The sequence below is a fragment of the Streptomyces sp. NRRL S-244 genome (genome assembly GCF_000717915.1).
GTDB lineage: Bacteria > Actinomycetota > Actinomycetes > Streptomycetales > Streptomycetaceae > Streptomyces.
In genome coordinates this window covers 60,276-79,553 of record NZ_JOCX01000011.1, presented here as the reverse complement: position 1 = coordinate 79,553, position 19,278 = coordinate 60,276, and the positions used below count along the sequence as shown (strand labels likewise).

General features: G+C 73.7%; 17 protein-coding genes. 2 read left to right on the top strand and 15 right to left on the bottom strand.

The genetic code is table 11. The features are described from left to right. Window positions 1–24 precede the first annotated feature (24 nt). The 9 genes from IF02_RS0115560 to infC form a co-directional block, all read right to left on the bottom strand. The gene (locus tag IF02_RS0115560; RefSeq protein ID WP_030157260.1) at window positions 25–1,365 is read right to left on the bottom strand and encodes a hypothetical protein; all 1,341 of its coding nucleotides are present in this window, start codon (window positions 1,363–1,365) and stop codon (window positions 25–27) included. Between the two features lie 340 nt (window positions 1,366–1,705). After that, on the bottom strand, window positions 1,706–2,872 hold the full coding sequence (locus tag IF02_RS35515; protein ID WP_051696239.1) for a PP2C family protein-serine/threonine phosphatase: 1,167 nt from the start codon (window positions 2,870–2,872) through the stop codon (window positions 1,706–1,708). A gap of 191 nt (window positions 2,873–3,063) precedes the next feature. Beyond that, window positions 3,064–5,592, bottom strand: a complete 2,529-nt coding sequence (gene pheT / locus IF02_RS0115550) for a phenylalanine--tRNA ligase subunit beta (protein ID WP_030157257.1) — start codon at window positions 5,590–5,592, stop codon at window positions 3,064–3,066. Continuing rightward, window positions 5,592–6,719 carry a phenylalanine--tRNA ligase subunit alpha gene (gene pheS, locus IF02_RS0115545; RefSeq protein WP_030157256.1) on the bottom strand — a complete coding sequence of 376 codons (1,128 nt, stop codon included), beginning with the start codon at window positions 6,717–6,719 and terminating at the stop codon, window positions 5,592–5,594. The genes pheT and pheS overlap by 1 nt, the downstream gene beginning before the upstream one ends. Window positions 6,720–6,871: 152 nt before the next feature. After that, window positions 6,872–8,119, bottom strand: a complete 1,248-nt coding sequence (locus IF02_RS0115540) for a sensor histidine kinase (protein WP_078622128.1) — start codon at window positions 8,117–8,119, stop codon at window positions 6,872–6,874. Window positions 8,120–8,175: 56 nt separating this feature from the next. Then, on the bottom strand, window positions 8,176–9,036 hold the full coding sequence (locus IF02_RS0115535; RefSeq protein WP_030157252.1) for a TrmH family RNA methyltransferase: 861 nt from the start codon (window positions 9,034–9,036) through the stop codon (window positions 8,176–8,178). Between the two features lie 128 nt (window positions 9,037–9,164). Next, window positions 9,165–9,551 (bottom strand): 50S ribosomal protein L20, encoded by a 387-nt coding sequence (rplT, locus tag IF02_RS0115530; protein WP_030157251.1) that lies wholly within the window; start codon window positions 9,549–9,551, stop codon window positions 9,165–9,167. 105 nt (window positions 9,552–9,656) lie between these two features. Continuing rightward, entirely contained in the window at window positions 9,657–9,851 is a 195-nt protein-coding gene (rpmI, locus tag IF02_RS0115525; RefSeq protein WP_030157249.1) for a 50S ribosomal protein L35, read from the bottom strand. A 104-nt stretch (window positions 9,852–9,955) separates the two neighbouring features. After that, a complete protein-coding gene (gene infC, locus IF02_RS0115520; RefSeq protein WP_030157247.1) occupies window positions 9,956–10,699 on the bottom strand; it encodes a translation initiation factor IF-3 in 744 nt (247 codons plus the stop codon). Window positions 10,700–11,076: 377 nt separating this feature from the next. Here infC and IF02_RS0115515 point away from each other — a divergent pair, with 377 nt between their 5' ends. After that, window positions 11,077–11,463: a DUF1844 domain-containing protein gene (locus IF02_RS0115515; RefSeq protein ID WP_030157246.1), complete on the top strand. Its 387-nt coding sequence runs from the start codon at window positions 11,077–11,079 to the stop codon at window positions 11,461–11,463. Window positions 11,464–11,539: 76 nt separating this feature from the next. On the opposite strand, the gene IF02_RS0115510 is transcribed toward IF02_RS0115515, so the two are convergent. From IF02_RS0115510 to IF02_RS0115500, 3 genes are read right to left on the bottom strand one after another with little or no spacing between them, the layout of a single operon-like run. Continuing rightward, the gene (locus IF02_RS0115510) at window positions 11,540–12,289 is read right to left on the bottom strand and encodes an SseB family protein (RefSeq protein ID WP_030157244.1); all 750 of its coding nucleotides are present in this window, start codon (window positions 12,287–12,289) and stop codon (window positions 11,540–11,542) included. A 2-nt stretch (window positions 12,290–12,291) separates the two neighbouring features. Continuing rightward, on the bottom strand, window positions 12,292–13,503 hold the full coding sequence (gene mycP, locus IF02_RS0115505; protein WP_037836362.1) for a type VII secretion-associated serine protease mycosin: 1,212 nt from the start codon (window positions 13,501–13,503) through the stop codon (window positions 12,292–12,294). Beyond that, the gene (locus IF02_RS0115500) at window positions 13,500–14,276 is read right to left on the bottom strand and encodes a hypothetical protein (protein WP_078622109.1); all 777 of its coding nucleotides are present in this window, start codon (window positions 14,274–14,276) and stop codon (window positions 13,500–13,502) included. The genes mycP and IF02_RS0115500 overlap by 4 nt, the downstream gene beginning before the upstream one ends. Before the next feature lie 188 nt (window positions 14,277–14,464). Here IF02_RS0115500 and IF02_RS0115495 point away from each other — a divergent pair, with 188 nt between their 5' ends. Beyond that, the gene (locus tag IF02_RS0115495) at window positions 14,465–15,670 is read left to right on the top strand and encodes an amino acid deaminase/aldolase (protein ID WP_030157239.1); all 1,206 of its coding nucleotides are present in this window, start codon (window positions 14,465–14,467) and stop codon (window positions 15,668–15,670) included. Here the strand turns inward: IF02_RS0115495 and IF02_RS0115490 are convergent. The 3 genes from IF02_RS0115490 to IF02_RS0115480 all read right to left on the bottom strand — a co-directional run bounded on the left by IF02_RS0115490 (window position 15,667) and on the right by IF02_RS0115480 (window position 19,241). Then, entirely contained in the window at window positions 15,667–16,962 is a 1,296-nt protein-coding gene (locus IF02_RS0115490; protein ID WP_030157237.1) for a haloacid dehalogenase-like hydrolase, read from the bottom strand. The genes IF02_RS0115495 and IF02_RS0115490 overlap by 4 nt on opposite strands. Window positions 16,963–17,095: 133 nt before the next feature. After that, the gene (locus IF02_RS0115485; RefSeq protein WP_030157236.1) at window positions 17,096–17,887 is read right to left on the bottom strand and encodes a 3-oxoacyl-ACP reductase; all 792 of its coding nucleotides are present in this window, start codon (window positions 17,885–17,887) and stop codon (window positions 17,096–17,098) included. A 7-nt stretch (window positions 17,888–17,894) separates the two neighbouring features. Further along, window positions 17,895–19,241: an aldehyde dehydrogenase family protein gene (locus tag IF02_RS0115480; protein WP_420708156.1), complete on the bottom strand. Its 1,347-nt coding sequence runs from the start codon at window positions 19,239–19,241 to the stop codon at window positions 17,895–17,897. Between the last annotated feature and the right edge of the window lie 37 nt (window positions 19,242–19,278).

Sequence of the window (19,278 nt, the reverse complement as noted above, 5' to 3'; positions counted from 1 at the left end):
GCAACATGGCAGCAGTTCGCGCGCTCAGAGGGGAACGCGCAGCGCCCCGTCGATCAACTGCGCGGTCTCTTCCGCGCCGGAACATCCGCTGGTCAGCAGCTGTTCGCGGACCGCCCGCAGCCGGTCCCGCAGTCGCAGCGACTCCATGCCCTTGGCCCGCTCGGCCATCTCGGCGGCGGCCGCCACCGCCCGGTCCGCCTCGCCCTGGCGCAGCTGGATCTCGCACAGCATCGCCAGCCGGTGGACCCGCCCTCGGTCGTGCGCCGGCGTCCCGACCGCCGCCGTCGCCTGCTCGTGGGCGGCGTGCAGGTCACCCAGGCTGAGCAGCGCCTCGGCCACCTGTACGTTGACCAGCCCGGGCTGTACGTACCCCGTCTCGTCCGGCTCCGTGCCGGGCCGGATCCGCTCGGCGGCCGCCTCGGCATTCCGGATGCAGGCCAGCGCGGCGGCGGTGTCCCCGAGTTGGGCGTACGCCTTGGCCTGCATGGCGTACAGGTCGGCGGCCAGGGCCGGGGTGGTGTGCCGGCCCGCGGCGCGCAGCGCGGCCTCGGCGAAGGCGACGGCCTGGCGGTGCTCCCGCAGGTGCAGGGACTGGTTGACGATCAGCGCGATGACGTAGGCGCCGAGCCCCCGGTCCCCGCTGGCCTTGGCGAGCCGCAGCGCCTGGTGGAAGTAGCGCTGGGCCAGCCCGTGGGCGTCCGAGTCGTACGCGCAGATCCCGGCCACCGCCACCAGGGACCCGGTGGCCCGGTGCAGCTGGCGGCCGAGCCCGTCGGGGTAGCTGCCGCGCAGCATCGGCGCGGTCTCACTGCCGAGGAAGCGGACGATCCGGGCCCGGGTGACCACCCCGCCGGCCCGGCGGTACATCAGCTCGTAGTGCGCGCGGGCGGCCCGCAGGATCTCGATGTGCTCCGGGCCGATCCGGTTCGGCCCGTCGCGGGAGACGTCGGCGTCCTCGGGCGGGTTCTCCCACTCCCAGACCGGGATCACGGCCGGCGTCCCGGTGACGGCCTCGGCGCTGAGCAGCTGGACGCGGCCCTGCTCGTCGGAGCGCCACAGGGCGGCGGCCCGGTCGACGAAGCCGCTGAGCGGAGAGCCGTGCGGGGAGACGGGCTGGCCCGGTACGCCGAACCCGACGTCGTCCAGCGACACCGGGCGCCGGAGCCGGCCGCCGAGCACCTCGCAGATCAGGTCGGGCACCTGGCCGCGCGGCCGCTGGCCCCTCAACCACCGGGTGACGGCGGTGTGTTCATAGCGCAGGGCGAGTCCGCGGGTGCGGCCCGCCTGGTTGACGTGCGCCGCGAGTCCGGCATGGGACATGCCCGCCTCGGCGAGGAGGGCGTCGAGAAGGGCATTGGGCTGCATGGGCCCCTCCAAGGGCTCTTCGGTCTCAGGCTAGTGGGTGCGCGGTTCACACGGGGTGCGAACCGAGTACGCGCATAAATGCGATACGCACCCTGCCGCAACGAGCCCTAGGAGCGGTTCACTTAAGAGCCTCGCCAAAGAGGCAGCTCGGGTCGTCGGCTCCCCCTCGTACAGTGCGACGACCCGCACCGCGCCGCCCGCCTTGCTGTCTGCCCGACACTCCATGGCAGGCGGGCGGCGCGCTCCGGCTCCGCCGGCGCCCGGTTGGTCGCCGGGCCCCGGCAGGGGTCGTGGAACGCGCGCCGGGCCCTCCCACCGGGCCCGGTGTGCGGTCCCCGTGTCAGCAGCCGCGGTCGCCGCGGTCGCTGCGCAGCACCAGCAGGGCGACGTCGTCGGTGAGTTGCCCGCCGGTGTGCCGCAGCAGTGCGGCGTGCACGCCCGCCACCAGCCGCGCGGGCGTGTCCGCCTGCCGGGAGGCCAGCTCCGCGAGCACGCCGCGCAGGGGGAAGAACCGCCCTGCGGCGTCGCGGGCGTCCTCGGCGCCGTCGGTGTGCAGGAACAGGACGTCGCCGGGCCACAGTCGCCCGCAGTCCTGCGGCTTGAGGTCCGGCCGTACGGGCACCACCCCGAGCGGCGGGAACGTCTCACCCCCGTCGAGCGGCTGCACGTCCCGACGCCGCCGCGCGGAGCCGTTCCCCACCCCGCCCCTTCCCGGAACCGGGGCTCCGCCCCAGACCCCGCGCCTCGAACGCCGCCGGGGCTGAACGTGCCGGCGTTCGGGGCGCGGGTCCGGGCAGGGCCCGGGAAACGGTGAAAGGGGTGAAAGGGCGGTGCGGGGAGAGGCCCCGCAGGGCTCCAGCGGCTGCGGCTCGCGCAGGAGGTACGGCCACGGGTGACCGCAGTTCAGGGCCAGCACGGAGCCGTCCTCCGCGATCTGGAGCAGCAGCACCGTCACGAACTCCTCCGACGGGCCGGACTCCGTATCCGCAGCGCCCGCCGGCGCCTGCTCCGGCCACGGCCGGTCCCGCACGTGCCGGGCCAGGGCCCTTTCCATCCGCACCAGCACCCCGCCCAGCGCGGGTTCGTCGTACGCCGCCTCCCGGAAGGCACCGAGCACCGCCGCCGCCGCGCCCAGCGCCGGCAGCCCGTGCCCCCGTACGTCCCCGATCACCACCCGCACCCCGTACGCCGTCGGCACGGCCTCGTACAGGTCGCCGCCCACCGCGGCACCCCGGCTCGCCGACAGCTGCGCCGCCGCCACCGTCAGGCCCTCGATCCGCCCCGGCAGAGGCCGGAGCAGGGCCCGCTGCGCCGCGCCCGCGATCTCCTGCGAGCGCCGCAGCTCCGCCATCAGCCCGTGCCGGATGTGCAGCGCACATCCGGCGGCCAGTAACAGGAACGCCGCGCAGCTGGCCAGGCCGGCGCCGAGCGGCCCCGGGGTGGTCAGCTCCCAGGACACCGCGGCGCCGCCCCATGCGAGGACGCACGCCCGACGCACCTGGGGCATCTCCCGACACGTGATCATCGTTACGGCCTCCCCTCGGCCGCAACGATTCTGTCGACCCGCCGCATCCATGGACACGGGTCACCGGCGTTCTCACCCCATTGAGTGAGCTGGGGTCCCCCGACGCCCGCCCACGCGCAAGGGGCGCATCCGGACCACCGGATACGCCCCTTGGGCATCAGGCCACGCAGCGGTTACGCCCCGCGCAGCACCGCGCCCGTGCGCTCGCCGGCCAGCGCCACCGCCGCGTCGCGCGCGGCCGTGGACTCCTCGGCGGTCAGCGTGCGGTCGGCCGCGCGGAAGCGCAGCGCGTACGCCAGGGACTTCTTGCCCGCGCCGACCTGCTCACCGGTGAACACGTCGAACAGCCGCAGGGACTCCAGCAGTTCGCCGGCGCCCTTGCGCAGCGCGGCCTCGACGTCGGCCGCCGGGACCGACGCGTCGACGATCAGCGCGACGTCCTGGGTCGCCACCGGGAAGGTGGAGATCCGGGGCGCCTCCACGGCCCCGCCGCCGGCCGCCGCGAGGCGGTCCAGGTCGAGCTCCATGGCGCTGGTGCGGGCCGGCAGGCCCATCGCCTTGACCACGCGCGGGTGCAGCTCACCGGCGTGGCCGATGACCGTCTCCACCCCGTTCAGGGTGACGAGCAGCTCGGCGCACCGGCCCGGGTGCCACGGCCCGTACTGGCCCTGGCGCACGACGAGCTTCACGCCGGCCTCGGCGGCCAGCGAGCGCGCGGCCTGCACCGCGTCCGCCCAGTCGGCCGGGTGGCCCTTGCCCCACCAGCCGGCCTGCTCGCGCGCACCGGCCAGCACGACCGCGGCGTACCGCGGCTGGGCCGGCAGGGCGGCGTTCAGCGTGGCGATCTCCTCGGCCGTGGGACGCCGGTCGACGGGCAGCCGTACGGCGACGCCCGGCTGCGGGCCGGCCCGGAAGACCGAGCCCGTCTCGAAGAGGGCGAGGTCGTGGCTGCCCCGGCTGTCGTTGCGGCGCAGCGCGCCCAGCAGGCCCGGCAGCAGCGTGGTGCGCAGCGCCGGCTCCTCGTCGGAGAGCGGGTTGACCAGCCTGACCACCTGGCGGGCCGCGTCGTGCGCGGGCAGCTGGAGCTGGTCGAAGACGCCCTCGCCGACGAACGGGTAGCTGAGCGCCTCGACGTAGCCCGCGCCGGCCAGCGCGCGGCCGACCCGGCGGTGCAGCTGCTGCCGGGCGGTCAGACCGCGGCCGGAGGGCAGCTTCGGCAGGGTCGACGGGAGGTTCCCGTAGCCCTCCAGCCGGATGACCTCTTCGGCGAGGTCGTTGGGCTCGGCGAGGTCGGGCCGCCACGACGGGACGGTGACGACGAGCTCGTCCTGCCCGTAGACGTCGCAGCCGACCTCCTGGAGGCGGCGGACGACGGTCTCGCGGCCGTAGTCCATGCCCGCGACCCGGTCCGGGTGGTCCGCGCGCATCGCGATGGTGCGCGGGGCGCCCGGGGCGGTGAGCTCGGTGACGCCGGCCTCGGCGGTGCCGCCCGCGAGCAGCACGAGCAGGTCGACGGTCCGCTGCGCGGCCGCGGAGGCCGCCTGCGGGTCGACGCCGCGCTCGAAGCGCTTGGAGGCCTCGGAGGCGAGCTTGTGGCGGCGGGCGCTGCGCGAGATCGTCAGGGCGTCGAAGTGCGCGGCCTCGATGACGACGTCCGTGGTGCCCGAGACGATGCCGGTCTCGGGGTCGGTCACGGAGTCGGCGATCTCGGTGTTGGCACCGCCCATGACGCCGGCGAGGCCGATCGGCCCGCTGTTGTCGGTGATCACCAGGTCCTCGGCGTCGAGCGTGCGCTTGACCCCGTCGAGGGTGGTGAACTTCTCGCCCTGCTCGGCGCGGCGCACGCCGATGGCGCCGTCCAGGCGGGAGCGGTCGTAGGCGTGCAGCGGCTGGCCGAGTTCGAGCATCACGTAGTTGGTGACGTCGACGGCGAGCGAGATCGGGCGCATGCCGGCCTTCTGCAGGCGCCGCGTGAGCCAGATCGGGGACTTCGCCTCGGGGTCGAGGCCGGTCACCGTACGGGCGGTGAAGCGGTCGCAGCCGGCCGGGTCGTCGATCTTGACCAGGTAGCCGTACGAGTTCGGCGCGGGCACGTCGAGCAGCGCCGGGTCGCGCAGCGGCAGGCCGTACGCGGTGGCGGTCTCGCGGGCCACGCCGCGCAGGGACAGGCAGTAGCCGCGGTCCGGGGTGACGGCGATGTCGAGGACCTCGTCGACGAGCTGGAGCAGCTCGATCGCGTCGGTGCCGACCTCGTGCTCCGGGGGGAGCACGATGATGCCGTGCGTGCCGTCGTCGCCCATGCCCAGCTCGTCGCCGGAGCAGATCATGCCGTGCGAGGTGCGGCCGTACGTCTTGCGCGAGGCGATCGCGAAGTCGCCGGGCAGGACCGCGCCGGGCAGGACCACGACGACCTTGTCGCCGACGGCGAAGTTCCGGGCGCCGCAGACGATCTCCTGCGGCTCGCCGGTGCCGTTGGCCTGGCCGACGTCGACCGTGCAGAAACGGATCGGCTTGCGGAAGCCCTCGAGCTCCTCGATGGTCAGCACCTGGCCGACGACCAGCGGGCCCTTCAGGCCGGCGCCGAGCTGCTCGACCCTCTCGACCTCGAGGCCGGCGTCTACGAGCTTGGCCTGCACGTCACGACCGGTCTCGCCCGCAGGCAGGTCGACGTACTCCCGCAGCCAAGAAAGCGGGACCCGCATCAGATCTCCATCCCGAACGGCCGGGTGAACCGGACGTCACCCTCGACCATGTCTCGCATGTCTTCGACGTTGTGGCGGAACATCAGCATCCGCTCGATGCCGAACCCGAAGGCGAACCCGCTGTACTTCTCGGGGTCCACACCGCAGGCGATGAGCACCTTGGGGTTGACCATTCCGCAGCCGCCGAGCTCGATCCAGCCCTCGCTGGAGCAGGTGCGGCACGGGCGGTCGGGGTTGCCCACCGACTCGCCGCGGCACACGTAGCACTGCATGTCCATCTCGGCGGACGGCTCGGTGAACGGGAAGAAGTTCGGGCGCAGCCGGGTGGTCATGTCCTTGCCGAAGAGCGCCTGGACCATGTGGTCCAGGGTGCCCTTGAGGTCGGCCATGGTCAGGCCCTCGTCCACGGCGAGCAGCTCGACCTGGTGGAAAACCGGGGTGTGCGTCGCGTCGAGCTCGTCGGTGCGGAACACCCGGCCCGGGCACACCACGTACACGGGCGGCTCCCGGTCGAGCAGCGAGCGCGCCTGCACCGGGGAGGTGTGGGTGCGCAGCACGACGCCGGACTCGTCGCCCTCGGTGCCCTTGGGGCCCTGGACGAAGAACGTGTCCTGCATCTGGCGCGCCGGGTGGTCGGGCGTGAAGTTGAGGGCGTCGAAGTTGAACCACTCCGCCTCGACCTCGGGGCCCTCGGCCACCTCGTAGCCCATGGCCGTGAAGACGTCCGCGATGCGGTCCATCAGCGTGGTCAGGGGGTGCCGGGCACCGGCGGGTACGCGGTCGTAGGGCAGCGTGACGTCCACCGCCTCCTCGACCAGCACCCGCTCGTCGCGCTCCGCTTCGAGCTCGACCGTGCGGGCCCCGAAGGCCTTGTTCACGGCGCCGCGGGCCTGGCCCACGAGCTTGCCCGCCGTGGCCTTGGCCTGGGGGGGCAGTGCGCCGATCTCGCGGTTGGCGAGCGCCAGGGGCGAGCGGTCGCCCATGTGCGCGGTCTTCGCCTCGCGCAGCGCGTCGAGGTCGCCGGCGGCCGCGAAGGCGGCGAGCGCCTCGTCCCGCATGCGCTCGATCTCTTCCGGTTTCAGTGCCTCGACCTCGACAGGGTCGTACGACTTGTTCGGTGCCGACATCTCTTCCCGTACTTCCGATGGCTGGCTGGTGGGTCCCCCGCGCGACACGCAGGGCGCGCTCGGCACAAGGACACAAAGGTGCCAAAGGACGAGTCTAAAGGTCGCTGGGGGTGAAGGAGCCCGTGGGCCGCCTGGCGAGACCCTCCGCAGGGTTACTGCGTGAGGTAGGCCGGCGCCCCCACGGGCAGGATAAATCGGAATTCGGCGCCGCCGCCGGGACCGCGGCCGACCGTGATGGTGCCGCCGTGGGCCTCGACGATGCCCTTGACGATGTACAGGCCCAGGCCGGTGCCGCCGCGCTTGCTGCCCCGCCAGAAGCGGGTGAAGACGCGGCCCATCGACTCCTCGGGGATCCCGGGGCCCTCATCGGTCACGGTGACGGCGGTGCCCTTCTCGGTCTTGCCCGCGGCGTTCGTCAGGCTGGTCGGCGATACGTCGATGGTGACCGTTCCCTCGCCGTGCCGCACCGCATTTTCGAGGAGGTTGCCGAGGATCTGGTCGATCTTGTCCGGATCGGCCCACAGATCGGGGAGCGAGCAGCTGACCCGTACGAGGAACCGGTCGGGTGCCTGGCCGTTCGCAGTGAGCGCCTGGACGTGGCGGCCCACGGCGGTGGCGATGTCCACCGGCTGGCGGCGCACCTCCAGGCGGCCGGAGTCGATGCGGGAGATGTCCAGGAGCTCGGCGATGAGGCGGGTGACGCGGTTCGCGTCGGCGTCGACGGTCTCCAGCATCAGCCGCTTCTGGTCGTCGGTGAACCGCTCCCACTTGGCCAGCAGGGTCGCGGTGAACCCCTTGACGGAGGTCAGCGGCGAGCGCAGCTCGTGCGCGACGGTGGCGATCAGCTCGGCGTGGCTGCGCTCGGTGCGGCGGCGGGCCTCGGTGCCGCGCAGGGTGACGACGAGGCGGCGCAGCGGGCCGGTGGGGTGGGTGCGCACGTACCGGGCGGAGACGAGCACCTCGCGGCCGCCGGGCAGCAGGAGGTTGCGCTCGGGCTGGCCGCGCCGGGTGGCGAGGCCCCCGTACGGATCGGTCAGCGCCCACCAGCGGCGGCCGTCGAGGTCCTCCAGCGGCAGCGCCCGGTCGATGCGTACGCCGAGCGCCTCGCCGGGGGCCAGCGCGGTGATCCGGGCGGCGGCGGAGTTGAAGCAGATCACCCGGCCGGTGTCGTCGGCGACGACGAGCCCGTCGGGGAGGTCGTCGGGGTCGATCCCGAGCGCCGCGAACTCCGGGATCCCGGCCGGATCACACGTTTCCCGGGGTTCGCCGGGTTCGCGGGGTTCGCACGGCGCGGGTGCGGCCGGACCGGCGCGGCCCGGGCCCTGTGCGGGGACGGCCGCCAGGGACGGCGTCCCGGACGCCGTCACGGCCCCTGGCGAGCTGTTCGTACCGACGGTCATGTCCCCGTACCCCACATCTCCGAGTAGCGCAGTGGGCCCCCCGGGCCGCCACATTACTAGCTGGGGGTCACGGAGCGGCACCCTCCGGGAGCCCGCTGTGCACGCGCGGACGCGTAGAGGCACACCGCGGCGGCCGTCGCGAGGTTCAGGCTCTCGGCCTTGCCGTGGATCGGAACGCGTACGACGGCGTCGGCGAGCGCCCGGGTCTCCTCGGGCAGGCCCCACGCCTCGTTGCCGAAGACCCAGGCCGAGGGGGTGCCCATGGTGCCCGCGTCGAGCTCGGCGTCCAGGTCGTCCTCGCCGGCCCCGTCGGCGGCCAGGATCCGCACGCCGGCCGCCCGGAGCCCCTCGACGGCCTGCTCCACGGGGACGCCGACCGCCACCGGCAGGTGGAAGAGGGAGCCCACGGAGGCCCGTACGGACTTCGGGTTGTACAGGTCCACGGAGGCGTCGGTCAGCACGACCGCGTCCGCGCCGGCGGCGTCGGCGCAGCGCAGTACGGTGCCGGCGTTCCCGGGGTCGCGGACGTGGGCGAGGACGGCGACCAGCTTCGGCTCGGCCTTGAGGATCTCCTCGAAGGGCGAGTCGAGGAAGTGGCAGACGCCGACGATCCCCTGCGGGGTGACGGTCTGCGAGACCTCGGCGAGCACCTCGTCGGAGGCGTAGTGGACGCGCGTGCCGGCGGCCAGCGCCGCCTCGATGATCCCGGTGTAGCGCTCGGCGGCCTCGACGGTCGCGAACAGCTCGATCAGGGTCGACGCACCGCCCGCACCGCGGTGCTCGACGGCCTCGCGGACGGCCTGCGGGCCCTCGGCGATGAACCGGCGCTCCTTGGTGCGGAAGTTGCGCCGCGCCAGTCGCCTGGCGGCGGCCACCCGCGGGGATCGGGGGGAGATCAGCTCGGCGGGGGTGCCCATGGCGGTCGGCTCGCTTCCGTACGTACAGCGGGTGGAACTCAGTCGAACTCGGTGATCAACGCACCGGACCCGCAGGCACGAGGCCTGCGGGTCCGGGCAAGTTACTGCAGCCTTCGAGGGCTTGCCGCTCAGGCGGCGACCTTCGGGGCGTTGACGTCGGCCGGAAGCGCCTTCTGCGCAACCTCGACGAGCGCGGCGAACGCGTTGGCGTCGTTGACGGCCAGCTCCGCGAGGATCTTGCGGTCCACCTCGATGTTGGCGGCCTTCAGACCCTGGATGAGGCGGTTGTACGTCATGCCGTTCTGGCGGGCAGCGGCGTTGATGCGCTGGATCCACAGCTGACGGAAGTCGCCCTTGCGCTTCTTGCGGTCGTTGAAGTTGTAGACCAGCGAGTGGGTGACCTGCTCCTTGGCCTTGCGGTACAGGCGCGAACGCTGACCGCGGTAGCCGGAGGCCGCCTCGAGGATCGCCCGGCGCTTCTTGTGGGCGTTTACTGCCCGCTTGACGCGTGCCACTTTTTAACTCCTTGTAGCGGGGCCGTGGGTGTCTTCACACGGCCCGAATTCGATGGGGTCCCGGTCTCGACGCCGTCCGCTCCCGGCAGGGGGAGCGGAGGGGCGTCACTTGCCGAGAAGCTTCTTGATCTTCGCGGCGTCGCCGGGGGCCATCTCCGCGGTGCCGGTGAGGCGGCGGGTGACACGGGACGACTTGTGCTCGAGCAGGTGGCGCTTACCGGCACGCTCACGGAGCACCTTGCCGGAGCCGGTGATCTTGAAGCGCTTCTTGGTACCGCTGTGCGTCTTGTTCTTCGGCATAGCGCCGTTATCTCCTCGTCGGTGGCGCCCCCGCCGGTCCGGGGAGGGACCGGCGCCCGGGAGCGTCATGTTGTGTCGGTGATCCGAGACGGGCTGCCTCGGGATCAGGCCTCGGCCGGTGCCTCGGGAGAGGCGGCCTCGGTGACGTCGGCCTCGGCCTCAGCCTCGGCTTCGACCTCGGCGTCGGCAGAGACGACCTCGGTGCCCTCCTCGACGGCGGCTTCCTCGGAAGGAGCCTCGTCGGCGGCGACACCCTGGCGCTCGGCCTTGCGGGCGGCCTGCGCCTCGCGGGCTTCGGCCATCGCCTCGGTCTTCTTCTTGTGCGGACCGAGGACCATGATCATGTTGCGGCCGTCCTGCTTCGGGTTCGACTCGATGAACCCGAGGTCCTCGACGTCCGAAGCGAGGCGCTGCAGCAGTCGGTAGCCGAGTTCCGGCCGGGACTGCTCGCGACCACGGAACATGATCGTGATCTTGACCTTGTCGCCCTGCTTGAGGAACCGAACGACGTGACCCTTCTTGGTGTCATAGTCGTGCGGGTCGATCTTCGGCCGGAGCTTCATTTCCTTGATGACCGTGTGCGCCTGGTTCTTGCGCGCCTCACGGGCCTTCATGGCCGACTCGTACTTGAACTTGCCGTAGTCCATGAGCTTGCAGACCGGCGGGCGTGCGGACGCCGCGACCTCGACCAGGTCGAGGTCGTACTCCTGCGCCAGCTCAAGGGCCTTGGCAAGCGGCACGATGCCGACCTGCTCACCGCTGGGACCGACGAGTCGTACCTCGGGAACGCGAATCCGGTCGTTGATGCGGGGCTCGGTGCTGATGGATCCTCCTCGGTAGCACCACACGGCTGTCTGGCAGACAGCCGCTGACGTCTGATGTCGTCAGACCAACCGCGGCGGAACATGAAAAATGCCCCGCCGGGCACAGGCAGGGGCTCCAATACAACCGGAGCACCGCCGCATGCGATCGCGGGGCGCAGACTCGGGCAGCTTTCCATCGTCCGTACGGAACGATGGATGCCACCTGACCGGTGACCCGCCGCCCCGGAGGGTGGTCGGGTGGGAGAGCGGAGCCTCCACTTGTGGGCCGGGGACATGCGTCTCCGGCCGGTCGTCAGCCCAATATAGCATTCCGCGCCGGGTCCGCTCACCCGGCGGCGTCCGCCCCGTCCCGGCCCGGGGCCCGGTCGGCGGCGTGCGCGGCCCGGCTTATCGTGTGAGGCATGACTGACGCGACCCCCACCCCCGCCACCGAGGCCGACAGCACGCCGGACGCTCCCGACTACGACGCCATGACCCGCGACATCGCGGACGTGCCCGCCGTCGAGGTGATCACCACGGTGGCCGTGCACCTGCTGAGCGCCGCGGCGGTCAACCTGGGCCTGGACAAGCCGGACTCCGAGCACAAGGACCTCGACGAGGCCCGCAAGCTGATCACGGCCCTGGCCGGCCTGGTCACGGCGAGCGCCACGGAGATCAGCTCCTTCCACGCGGCCCCGCTGCGCGACGGCCTGAAGTCGCTTCAGCTCGCCTTCCGCGAGGCCTCGATCGTGCCCGACGAGCCGGGCCAGGGTCCGGGCGAGAAGTTCACGGGCCCGGTCTTCGGCTGAGCCGACCGCACCTCACGCGGAAGGGCCGGGGCGATGCCCCGGCCCTTCCTGCATGCCGCGTCCCGTACGTCGCGGCTCAGCGGGTGAAGAGCGGCTCGCCGGGCGGGGCCGGGGCCTCCTGCGGGAGCAGGGCCAGGTCCAGCCCGTGCACGAGGCGGGCCCGCAGGGTCTCGTCGGCGGCCAGGGCCTCGGCGACGCGGCGGGCCGCGGCGTGGTCCCCCGCCCCCCGCGCCCCCGCGGCCAGCACGATCGCGAGCGTGCCGTCGGCGTCCGCCCCGCCCGGCCCGAGGTGGGCGCGGAGCACGGCCGGCTCCGCGGACACGGCGGCCCGTACGGCCTCCCGCACCGCGGGGTCGGCCAGCGGGCCGGCGTCGGTGCGGCCCTCGGCCAGCGCGAGCAGCGCGGAGCCGGTGAGCTGGTAGGTGACGGGGCCGGCCAGGTCCAGGACCACGGTGTCGGCCTTCTCGTGCGCGGCGGCGGCCAGGGCCTGGTGCAGCGGGACGGCGACCGGGCGGGCGGCCGGGTCCCAGAGGGCCAGCGAGGCGATCGAGGTGAACGCGGGCAGTGCCCGCCGGTCCCCCGCCCGCAGGGTCGGGACGGCCATGTCGCTGGTCTTCTCGCGCTTCAGGCCGGTCTCCGGGTCGGTCTCGACCTCGCCGAGCACGGCGACGACCGGGACCAGCAGCCGGGCGCCCTTGAGGGCGGCCAGCACCTGCGGCTCCTTCGTCCGGTCCGCGGACCAGGCGGCCAGGGCCGCGCTCAGCCGGGGGTCGGCGGAGCCGTCGTCGTCGGAGAAGCCGGGGTCGGGAATGTTTTTGTTCGCCACAGTTACCCGACCCTATCCCGCTCCTGGTCCCGCTCCTGGTTCCGGTCCCGCCGGGCGCCGCGCGGGCGCCGGGCCAGTACGGCGGCCAGGACGAGCAGCACCAGCCCGGCGGCCGCGGCCGCCGGTGCCCCGAGGCGGCCGCCGCGCCCGGCCCCGGCCCGGACCGGCTCGGGGCCGGGGCCGAAGTACGGCTGCGCGGCCGCGACGGGTGTGGGGACCGGCGGCTCGGCGCGCAGTGCCCCGGCGGCCTGGAGGGCGGCGACGGGGTCCACGAGACCGTGGCCGCGGGAGTCGTCGCGGCCGCCGGGCGGGGCGTCCGAGGCGGTGTCCTCCAGCAGCCTCTTGATCTGCGCCGGGGACAGGTCCGGGTGGGCGGCCTTGACGAGGGCCGCGGCGCCGGAGACGAAGGCCGAGGCGGCGCTGGTCCCCCAGCCCTCGTAGTAGGAGCGGTCGGGGTCGGCGATGACGACGTCCACGCCGGGGGCGCTGACGGTGGCGTACCAGTTGCTGGTGGAGAAGGCGGCCTTCTGGCCGCCGCGGTCGACGGCGGTGACGGCGATGACCCCGGGGTAGGCCGCCGGGTAGGAGGCGTGGTCGCCCTGCCGGCCGCCGTTGCCCGCGGAGGCGACGACGACCACGCCCTTGGCGAGGGCGTACTGGACGGCCTCGTCCTCGGCGGCCTCGTGGTGGGCGGAGTCGCTGTCGTCGCCGAGGGAGAGGTTGATGACGTTCGCGCCGTGGTCGGCGGCCCAGCGGATGCCCTCGGCGAGCGCGCCGCCCTTGCTCTCGCGGGCCTTGGCCCGGCCGGGGTCGCCCTCTTCGAGGATCACCCGGACGGGGAGGATCTTGGCCTGCGGGGCGATGCCGAGTACGCCTTGGCGGCGGTTGCCGCCGTGGCCGTGCCCGGCGATGATCCCGGCCATGGCGGTGCCGTGCCGGGCCCAGGAGCGGTCGCCGCGCCCGGCGCCCATCCCGATCAGATCGGCCCCGTCGAGGACCTGCCCGGCCAGGTCGGGGTGGGTGGCGTCGACCCCGGTGTCGAGGACGGCGACGGTGACCCCGGCGCCCCGGGTGGTCCCCCAGGCCTCCTCGGCCCGCAACGCGGTGAGCCCCCACTGCCGGTCCCGGATGCCGTCGGCCGCGGCCGGCGCCGCAGCGGCACCGACGAGCAGCACCCCGAGCACGAGGACGGCGCGGGCCCTGCCCCGGCTCACCGGGAGGTGTCCGAGGGGGCGGGGGGCGCGGCCAGGGCGCGCACGGTGCGCTCCGTCCGGTCGGCGACGGCCTTGGCCGCGTGGCCGAGGCCGGCTTGGGCGACGGCTCCGGTGGCGTCCTTGCGCATCATGTCCCCGGCGGGGCGGGGGGCGCCCGGCGTGCGGCCGTCGGTGAACGCGGAGACGGTGTAGACGACGACGGGGGCCTGCGGAACCACGGACGCGGTCCAGGCGGCGCGCTGGCTGTCGGCGAAGCCGTAGCCGGGCGGGGCCGGGAGGCGTCCCCGCAGCGTCTCCATCCCCGCCGCGTCGGCCGGGGTGAAGACCATGCCGACGGTGACGAGGGAGCTGCGGGTGGAGTCTGTGTACGTGGCGCGCAGGACCCGGGTGCAGCCGGTGGCGGCGAGGGCCGCCTGCCAGTCGGCGGCGAGCGCGGGTCCACAGTCGGAGTCGGGCGCGAGCGCGACCCGGGTCCAGGTCCGGTCGGCCCCGCCGGGCCCGGAGTCGGCGCCGTCGAGGACGGGCGGGAACAGACTGTCCACGGGAGTCGCGCGCCAGATCGATGCGGCCTTGCGGTAGGCGGCGTCGGCGGCCAAGGGCCGCTGGGCGTCGCGCTGTTCGACCCATCCGCTGACCCCGGCCCCGCCGAGGAGACCGACCCCGAGCACCGCGCACACCACGACGGCAACGCCGCGTCCGGCCCCGCGCCCTCCCGGTCCGGATTCGGCCACGGGCTCGGCCAGGACCGCGGTCTGCGGTGTAGACGCACTCATCCGGCGGCTCCGCCCCCCGTTCCGTCCGGCTGCCACCCCGTACTCTACGCGCCCGTGGCGCCCCCACCGCGGGCCCGGACGCGGCGAGGGTCTGCCCGGGCGGCCCGTGCTCCGGTGCGGGGTACGACCGCGCGGCCCCGGCCGCACACCCCTACCCACGGGTAGAACCATCTGGCAGGCTGCCGCCCATGAATCTTCCCGCCAGTGGAGACAGGGCCCGTTACGACCGGGCCACCGCGCACCTCGACGCGCCCCTGGCCATCGTCGATCTCGCCGCGTTCGACGCCAATGCCGACGACCTGGTCCGCCGCGCGGCCGGCAAGCCGATCCGCGTCGCCAGCAAGTCCGTCCGCTGCCGCGCGCTCCTCGAACGGGTCCTCGCGCGGCCCGGGTTCGCCGGCATCATGTCGTACACCCTCGCCGAGTCGATCTGGCTGGCCCGCTCGGGTTTCGAGGACGTGCTCCTCGCCTACCCCTCCGCCGACCGCACCGGCTTCGCCGAGCTCGCCGGCGACCCCAAACTGGCCGCTGCCGTCACCGTCATGGTCGACGACCCCGCCCAGCTGGAGCTGATCGACGGGTCCCGCGACGGCGGAAAGCAGGAGATCCGCGTCTGCCTCGAACTCGACACCGCCCTCCACCTCCTCGGCGGCAGGATCCGCGTCGGCGCCCGCCGTTCCCCGCTCCGCGAGCCCTCCCGGCTCGCCGACCTCGCCCGTGCCGTCTGCGCCCGTCCCGGCTTCCGCGTCGTCGGGCTCATGGGCTACGAGGGCCACGTCGCCGGCGTCGGAGACTCCCTCGCCGGGCGCCCCTTCCGCTCCCGCGCCATCCGGCTCATGCAGGCCGCCGCCCGCAAGGAGCTCGCGGCCCGCCGCGCCGAGGCCGTACGGGCCGTCCGCGCGGTCGTCCCGGACCTGGAGTTCGTCAACGGCGGCGGCACCGGCAGCGTCCAGCAGACCGCCGCCGAGGACGCGGTCACGGAGATCGCCGCCGGCTCCGGGCTCTACGTACCGCGGCTGTTCGACAACTACACGTCCTTCCGCGGCCGCCCGGCGGCGCTCTTCGCCCAGCCGGTGGTCCGCAGGCCCGGCGTCGGCGTGGTCACCGTCCTCGGCGGCGGGTACCCCGCCTCCGGCGCGGCCGGACCGGACCGGCTCCCGGTCCCGTACCTCCCGCAGGGGCTGCGCTACGACCCCCAGGAGGGGGCCGGAGAGGTGCAGACACCGCTGCTCGGCAGCCCGGCCGACGACCTGCTGATCGGCGACCGGGTCTGGTTCCGTCACGCCAAGGCGGGCGAACTGTGCGAGCGCTTCGACGCGTTGCACCTCATCGAGGGCGACCGGGTGAGCGCCACCGTCCCGACCTACCGGGGCGAGGGCCGCACCTTCCTCTAGCCGGCCTGGTACACGCGGTCCGTCTGGTCGGGGACGACGCTCGTGTCGCCCCGGCGGACGGGGCCCGCCGTACCGTCGTGGTCGACGTAGCCCGTGGTCGAGCACGGGTACGGGGTGGTCTTCTGCTTCTTCGGCTCGATGAACATCGGGTTCACGATCCACTTGCCGTCGCTGTCGTCGTACGCGCGGCACATCAGCTCGTTCTTGTTCCGGTTCACCACGAGCCGCAGCGCGGTCGCGTCCCGCAGGAACGTGACGTCGGTGTCGGAGTCGCCGGCGGCGAACACCTGGCGGCGGGCGGCCGGCTGCACCTTCTCGGCGGCCGCGCCCCGCACGCCGAAGACCTCCTGGTTGATCCAGCAGCGCTTGCCGTCGATGTACGTGATCATCGTGTCGGCGCCGTCCTTCACCGACCCGCAGCCCTGCAGGTGCGCGGTGAGCTTCCCGCCGGACGTGGTCGTGTTGCGGATGCCGATGACGTGGTCCGCGGCGACGCCGACCCCCTTGGCCCAGACCTCGACGACCGGCTGCGGCGAGGCCGAGCTGATCCAGACGTCGAAGCCGGCCTTCTGCAGGCCGCCGATGAGGTCCTTCTGCTGGTCGTAGTAGCGGACCCAGCCGGTGACCGTGCCGGTGCCGACCTGCTGCGTGGCGCCGACGGGCGCGGCCAGGTTCTCGGTGCGGGCGGCGGCCGCGAAGCCGCGGACCTCGCGGGCGGTCCAGCCCTGCATCAGCTGGGGCAGCCAGGCGTACGCGGGCTCGATGGTGCGGTGGTCCCAGCCGGCGAAGGCGGCGGCGCCGGAGCGGGTCGCGGCCTTTCCGTAGACGGCGGCGAGTTCGTCGGCGCAGCCCGCGCCGGCGGGTGTGCCGGTGGGCAGCGGGGCGCCGGGGCGGGCGAGGGCGCCGCAGGCGTCGGCGAGGGCCCGGGCGGCGGCCGGGGTGAGGTAGCGGCTGGTGGCGGTCCAGTCCCCGGCGGCGGGCTGGCGGATCTTGCCGTTCCGCAGCAGCCAGTACATCTGGGCGTCGCCCACGTCGTTCTTGACGACGGTGTTGTCCCAGTCGAAGACGGCGACGGGCTTGGTGCGGCTGGGCCGGTACGGGTTGCACTTCCCGTACGCGTCGATCAGCTGCTGGAGCCGGGCCTGGTTGTCCCCGTACCAGCCGCCCGCGAGCCGCGGGGTGGTGCAGTGGGCCGCCTGGGCGGCGGGCGCGGTGGCGACGAGGGTGCCGGCGGCCATCGCGACGGCGGCGCCGACGGCCTGGAGCCGTCGTACGGTGCTGCGTGGGGTCACTGAGGTGAACACTCCTCTTTCTCACGAAGATCATCTCGGACGGTAGGACACGACAGCCGGGCGTCGTGCGACGCCCGGCTGTCGGGGGGATGGAGTACGGGTGAACGGTGGGGGCGCCCACCCGCGGGTCTGCCTACAGGGGCGTCACGTACGCGCCCGAGATGCCGCCGTCGACCAGGAAGTCGGTGGCGTTGATGAACGAGGAGTCGTCGCTCGCGAGGAAGGCGACGGCGGCCGCGATCTCGGTGGGCTCCGCGAACCGGCCCAGCGGGATGTGCACCAGGCGGCGGGCCGCCCGCTCCGGGTCCTTGGCGAACAGCTCCTGAAGCAGCGGGGTGTTGACCGGCCCCGGGCACAGGGCGTTGACGCGGATGCCCTCGCGGGCGAACTGCACGCCGAGCTCGCGCGACATGGCGAGCACGCCGCCCTTGGAGGCGGTGTACGAGATCTGCGAGGTGGCGGCGCCCATGATGGCCACGAAGGACGCGGTGTTGATGATGGAGCCGCGGCCCTGGCGCTGCATGTACGGCAGGGCGGCCTTGCAGCAGAGGTAGACGGAGGTGAGGTTGACGTCCTGGACCCGCTTCCAGGCCTCCAGGCCGGTGGTGAGGATCGAGTCGTCGTCCGGGGGCGAGATGCCCGCGTTGTTGAAGGCGATGTCGACGGATCCGTAGGTGTCGAAGGCCGTCTTGAAGAGGGCCTCGACCTCCTCCGGGCTGGTGACGTCGACCTTCACGAACAGGCCGCCGACCTCCTCGGCCGCGGCCTTGCCGGCGCTCGCGTCGATGTCGGCGCAGACCACGTTGGCGCCCTCGGAGGCCAGCCGGCGGGCGGTGGCGAGACCGATGCCGCTGCCGGCTCCGGTGATGACGGCGGTGCGGCCGACCAGGCGGCGGCAGACGATCTCGGTGTCAGAAGTGGTCATGATGGGCTCAGGCCTCCGTGCTGATGAAGACGTTCTTGGTCTCGGTGAATGCGGTCAGGGCGTCGGGTCCGAGCTCGCGGCCGAGTCCGGACTGCTTGTAGCCGCCGAAGGGCGTCCAGTAGCGGACGCTGCTGTGGGAGTTGACGGACAGGTTGCCCGCGGCGACGGCGCGCGAGACGCGCAGCGCGCGGCCGATGTCGCGGGTCCAGAGGGAGCCGGAGAGCCCGTACTCGGTCGCGTTGGCCAGGCGTACGGCGTCCTCCTCGTCCTCGAAGGGGAGGACGACGGCGACGGGGCCGAAGACCTCCGCGGCCGCCACGGGCGCGGTGGGGGCGACGTCCGTGACGAGGGTGGGCGGGTACCAGAAGCCGGGGCCCTCGGGGGCGGTGCCGCGGATCGCGGTGAGGTCGTCGGTGACGTACGACCGCACGCGCTCCAGTTGCACGCGGGAGATCAGCGGCCCCATCTGGGTCTTCTCGTCGGCGGGGTCGCCGACCACGACGCCTTCGATGCCGGGGGCGAGCAGCTCCAGGAACCGGTCGTAGGCGGAGCGCTGGACGAGGATCCGCGTACGGGCGCAGCAGTCCTGGCCGGTGTTGTCGAGGAAGGCCATCGGGGCGGCCGCCGCGGCGGCTTCGAGATCCGCGTCGGCGAAGACGATGTTGGGGCTCTTGCCGCCGAGTTCGAGGGTGACGCGCTTCACCCGGTCGGCGCACTTGGCCATGATCTGCTTGCCGACCGGGGTGGATCCGGTGAAGACGATCTTCGCGACGCCCGGGTGCTCGACGAGCGCGTCTCCGGCGACGGTCCCGCGGCCGGGGAGCACCTGGAAGAGGTGCTCGGGGATCCCGGCTTCGAGGGCGAGTTCGGCGAGGCGCAGCGCGGTGAGCGGGGTGGTCTCGGCGGGCTTGAGGAGGACGGCGTTGCCGGCGGCCAGGGCCGGGGCGAGGCCCCAGGCTGCGATCGGCATGGGGAAGTTCCACGGGGCGATCACGCCGATGACGCCGAGGGGTTCGAGGAAGGTGACGTCGATGCCGCCGGCGACGGGGATCTGCCGGCCGGAGAGCCGTTCCACTCCCCCGGCGGCGAATTCGAGCAGGTCGCGGACGTTGCCGGCTTCCCAGCGGGCGTTGCCGATGGTGTGTCCGGCCTCGCGGACCTCCAGCCGGGCCAGTTCCTCGATGTGCTCGTCGACGACCGCGGCGAAGCGGCGCAGCAGCCGGGCCCGGTCGGCGGGGGCGGCCGCCGCCCAGCCGCGCTGGGCCGCGGCGGCCCGCGCGACGGCGGCGTCGACATCGTCCCGTGTGGCGGCCGGGACGATGGCGACGACTTCCTCGGTGGCCGGATTCAACACTGTCAATTTGTCGGGGGCCAGCACATCGGACACGTGT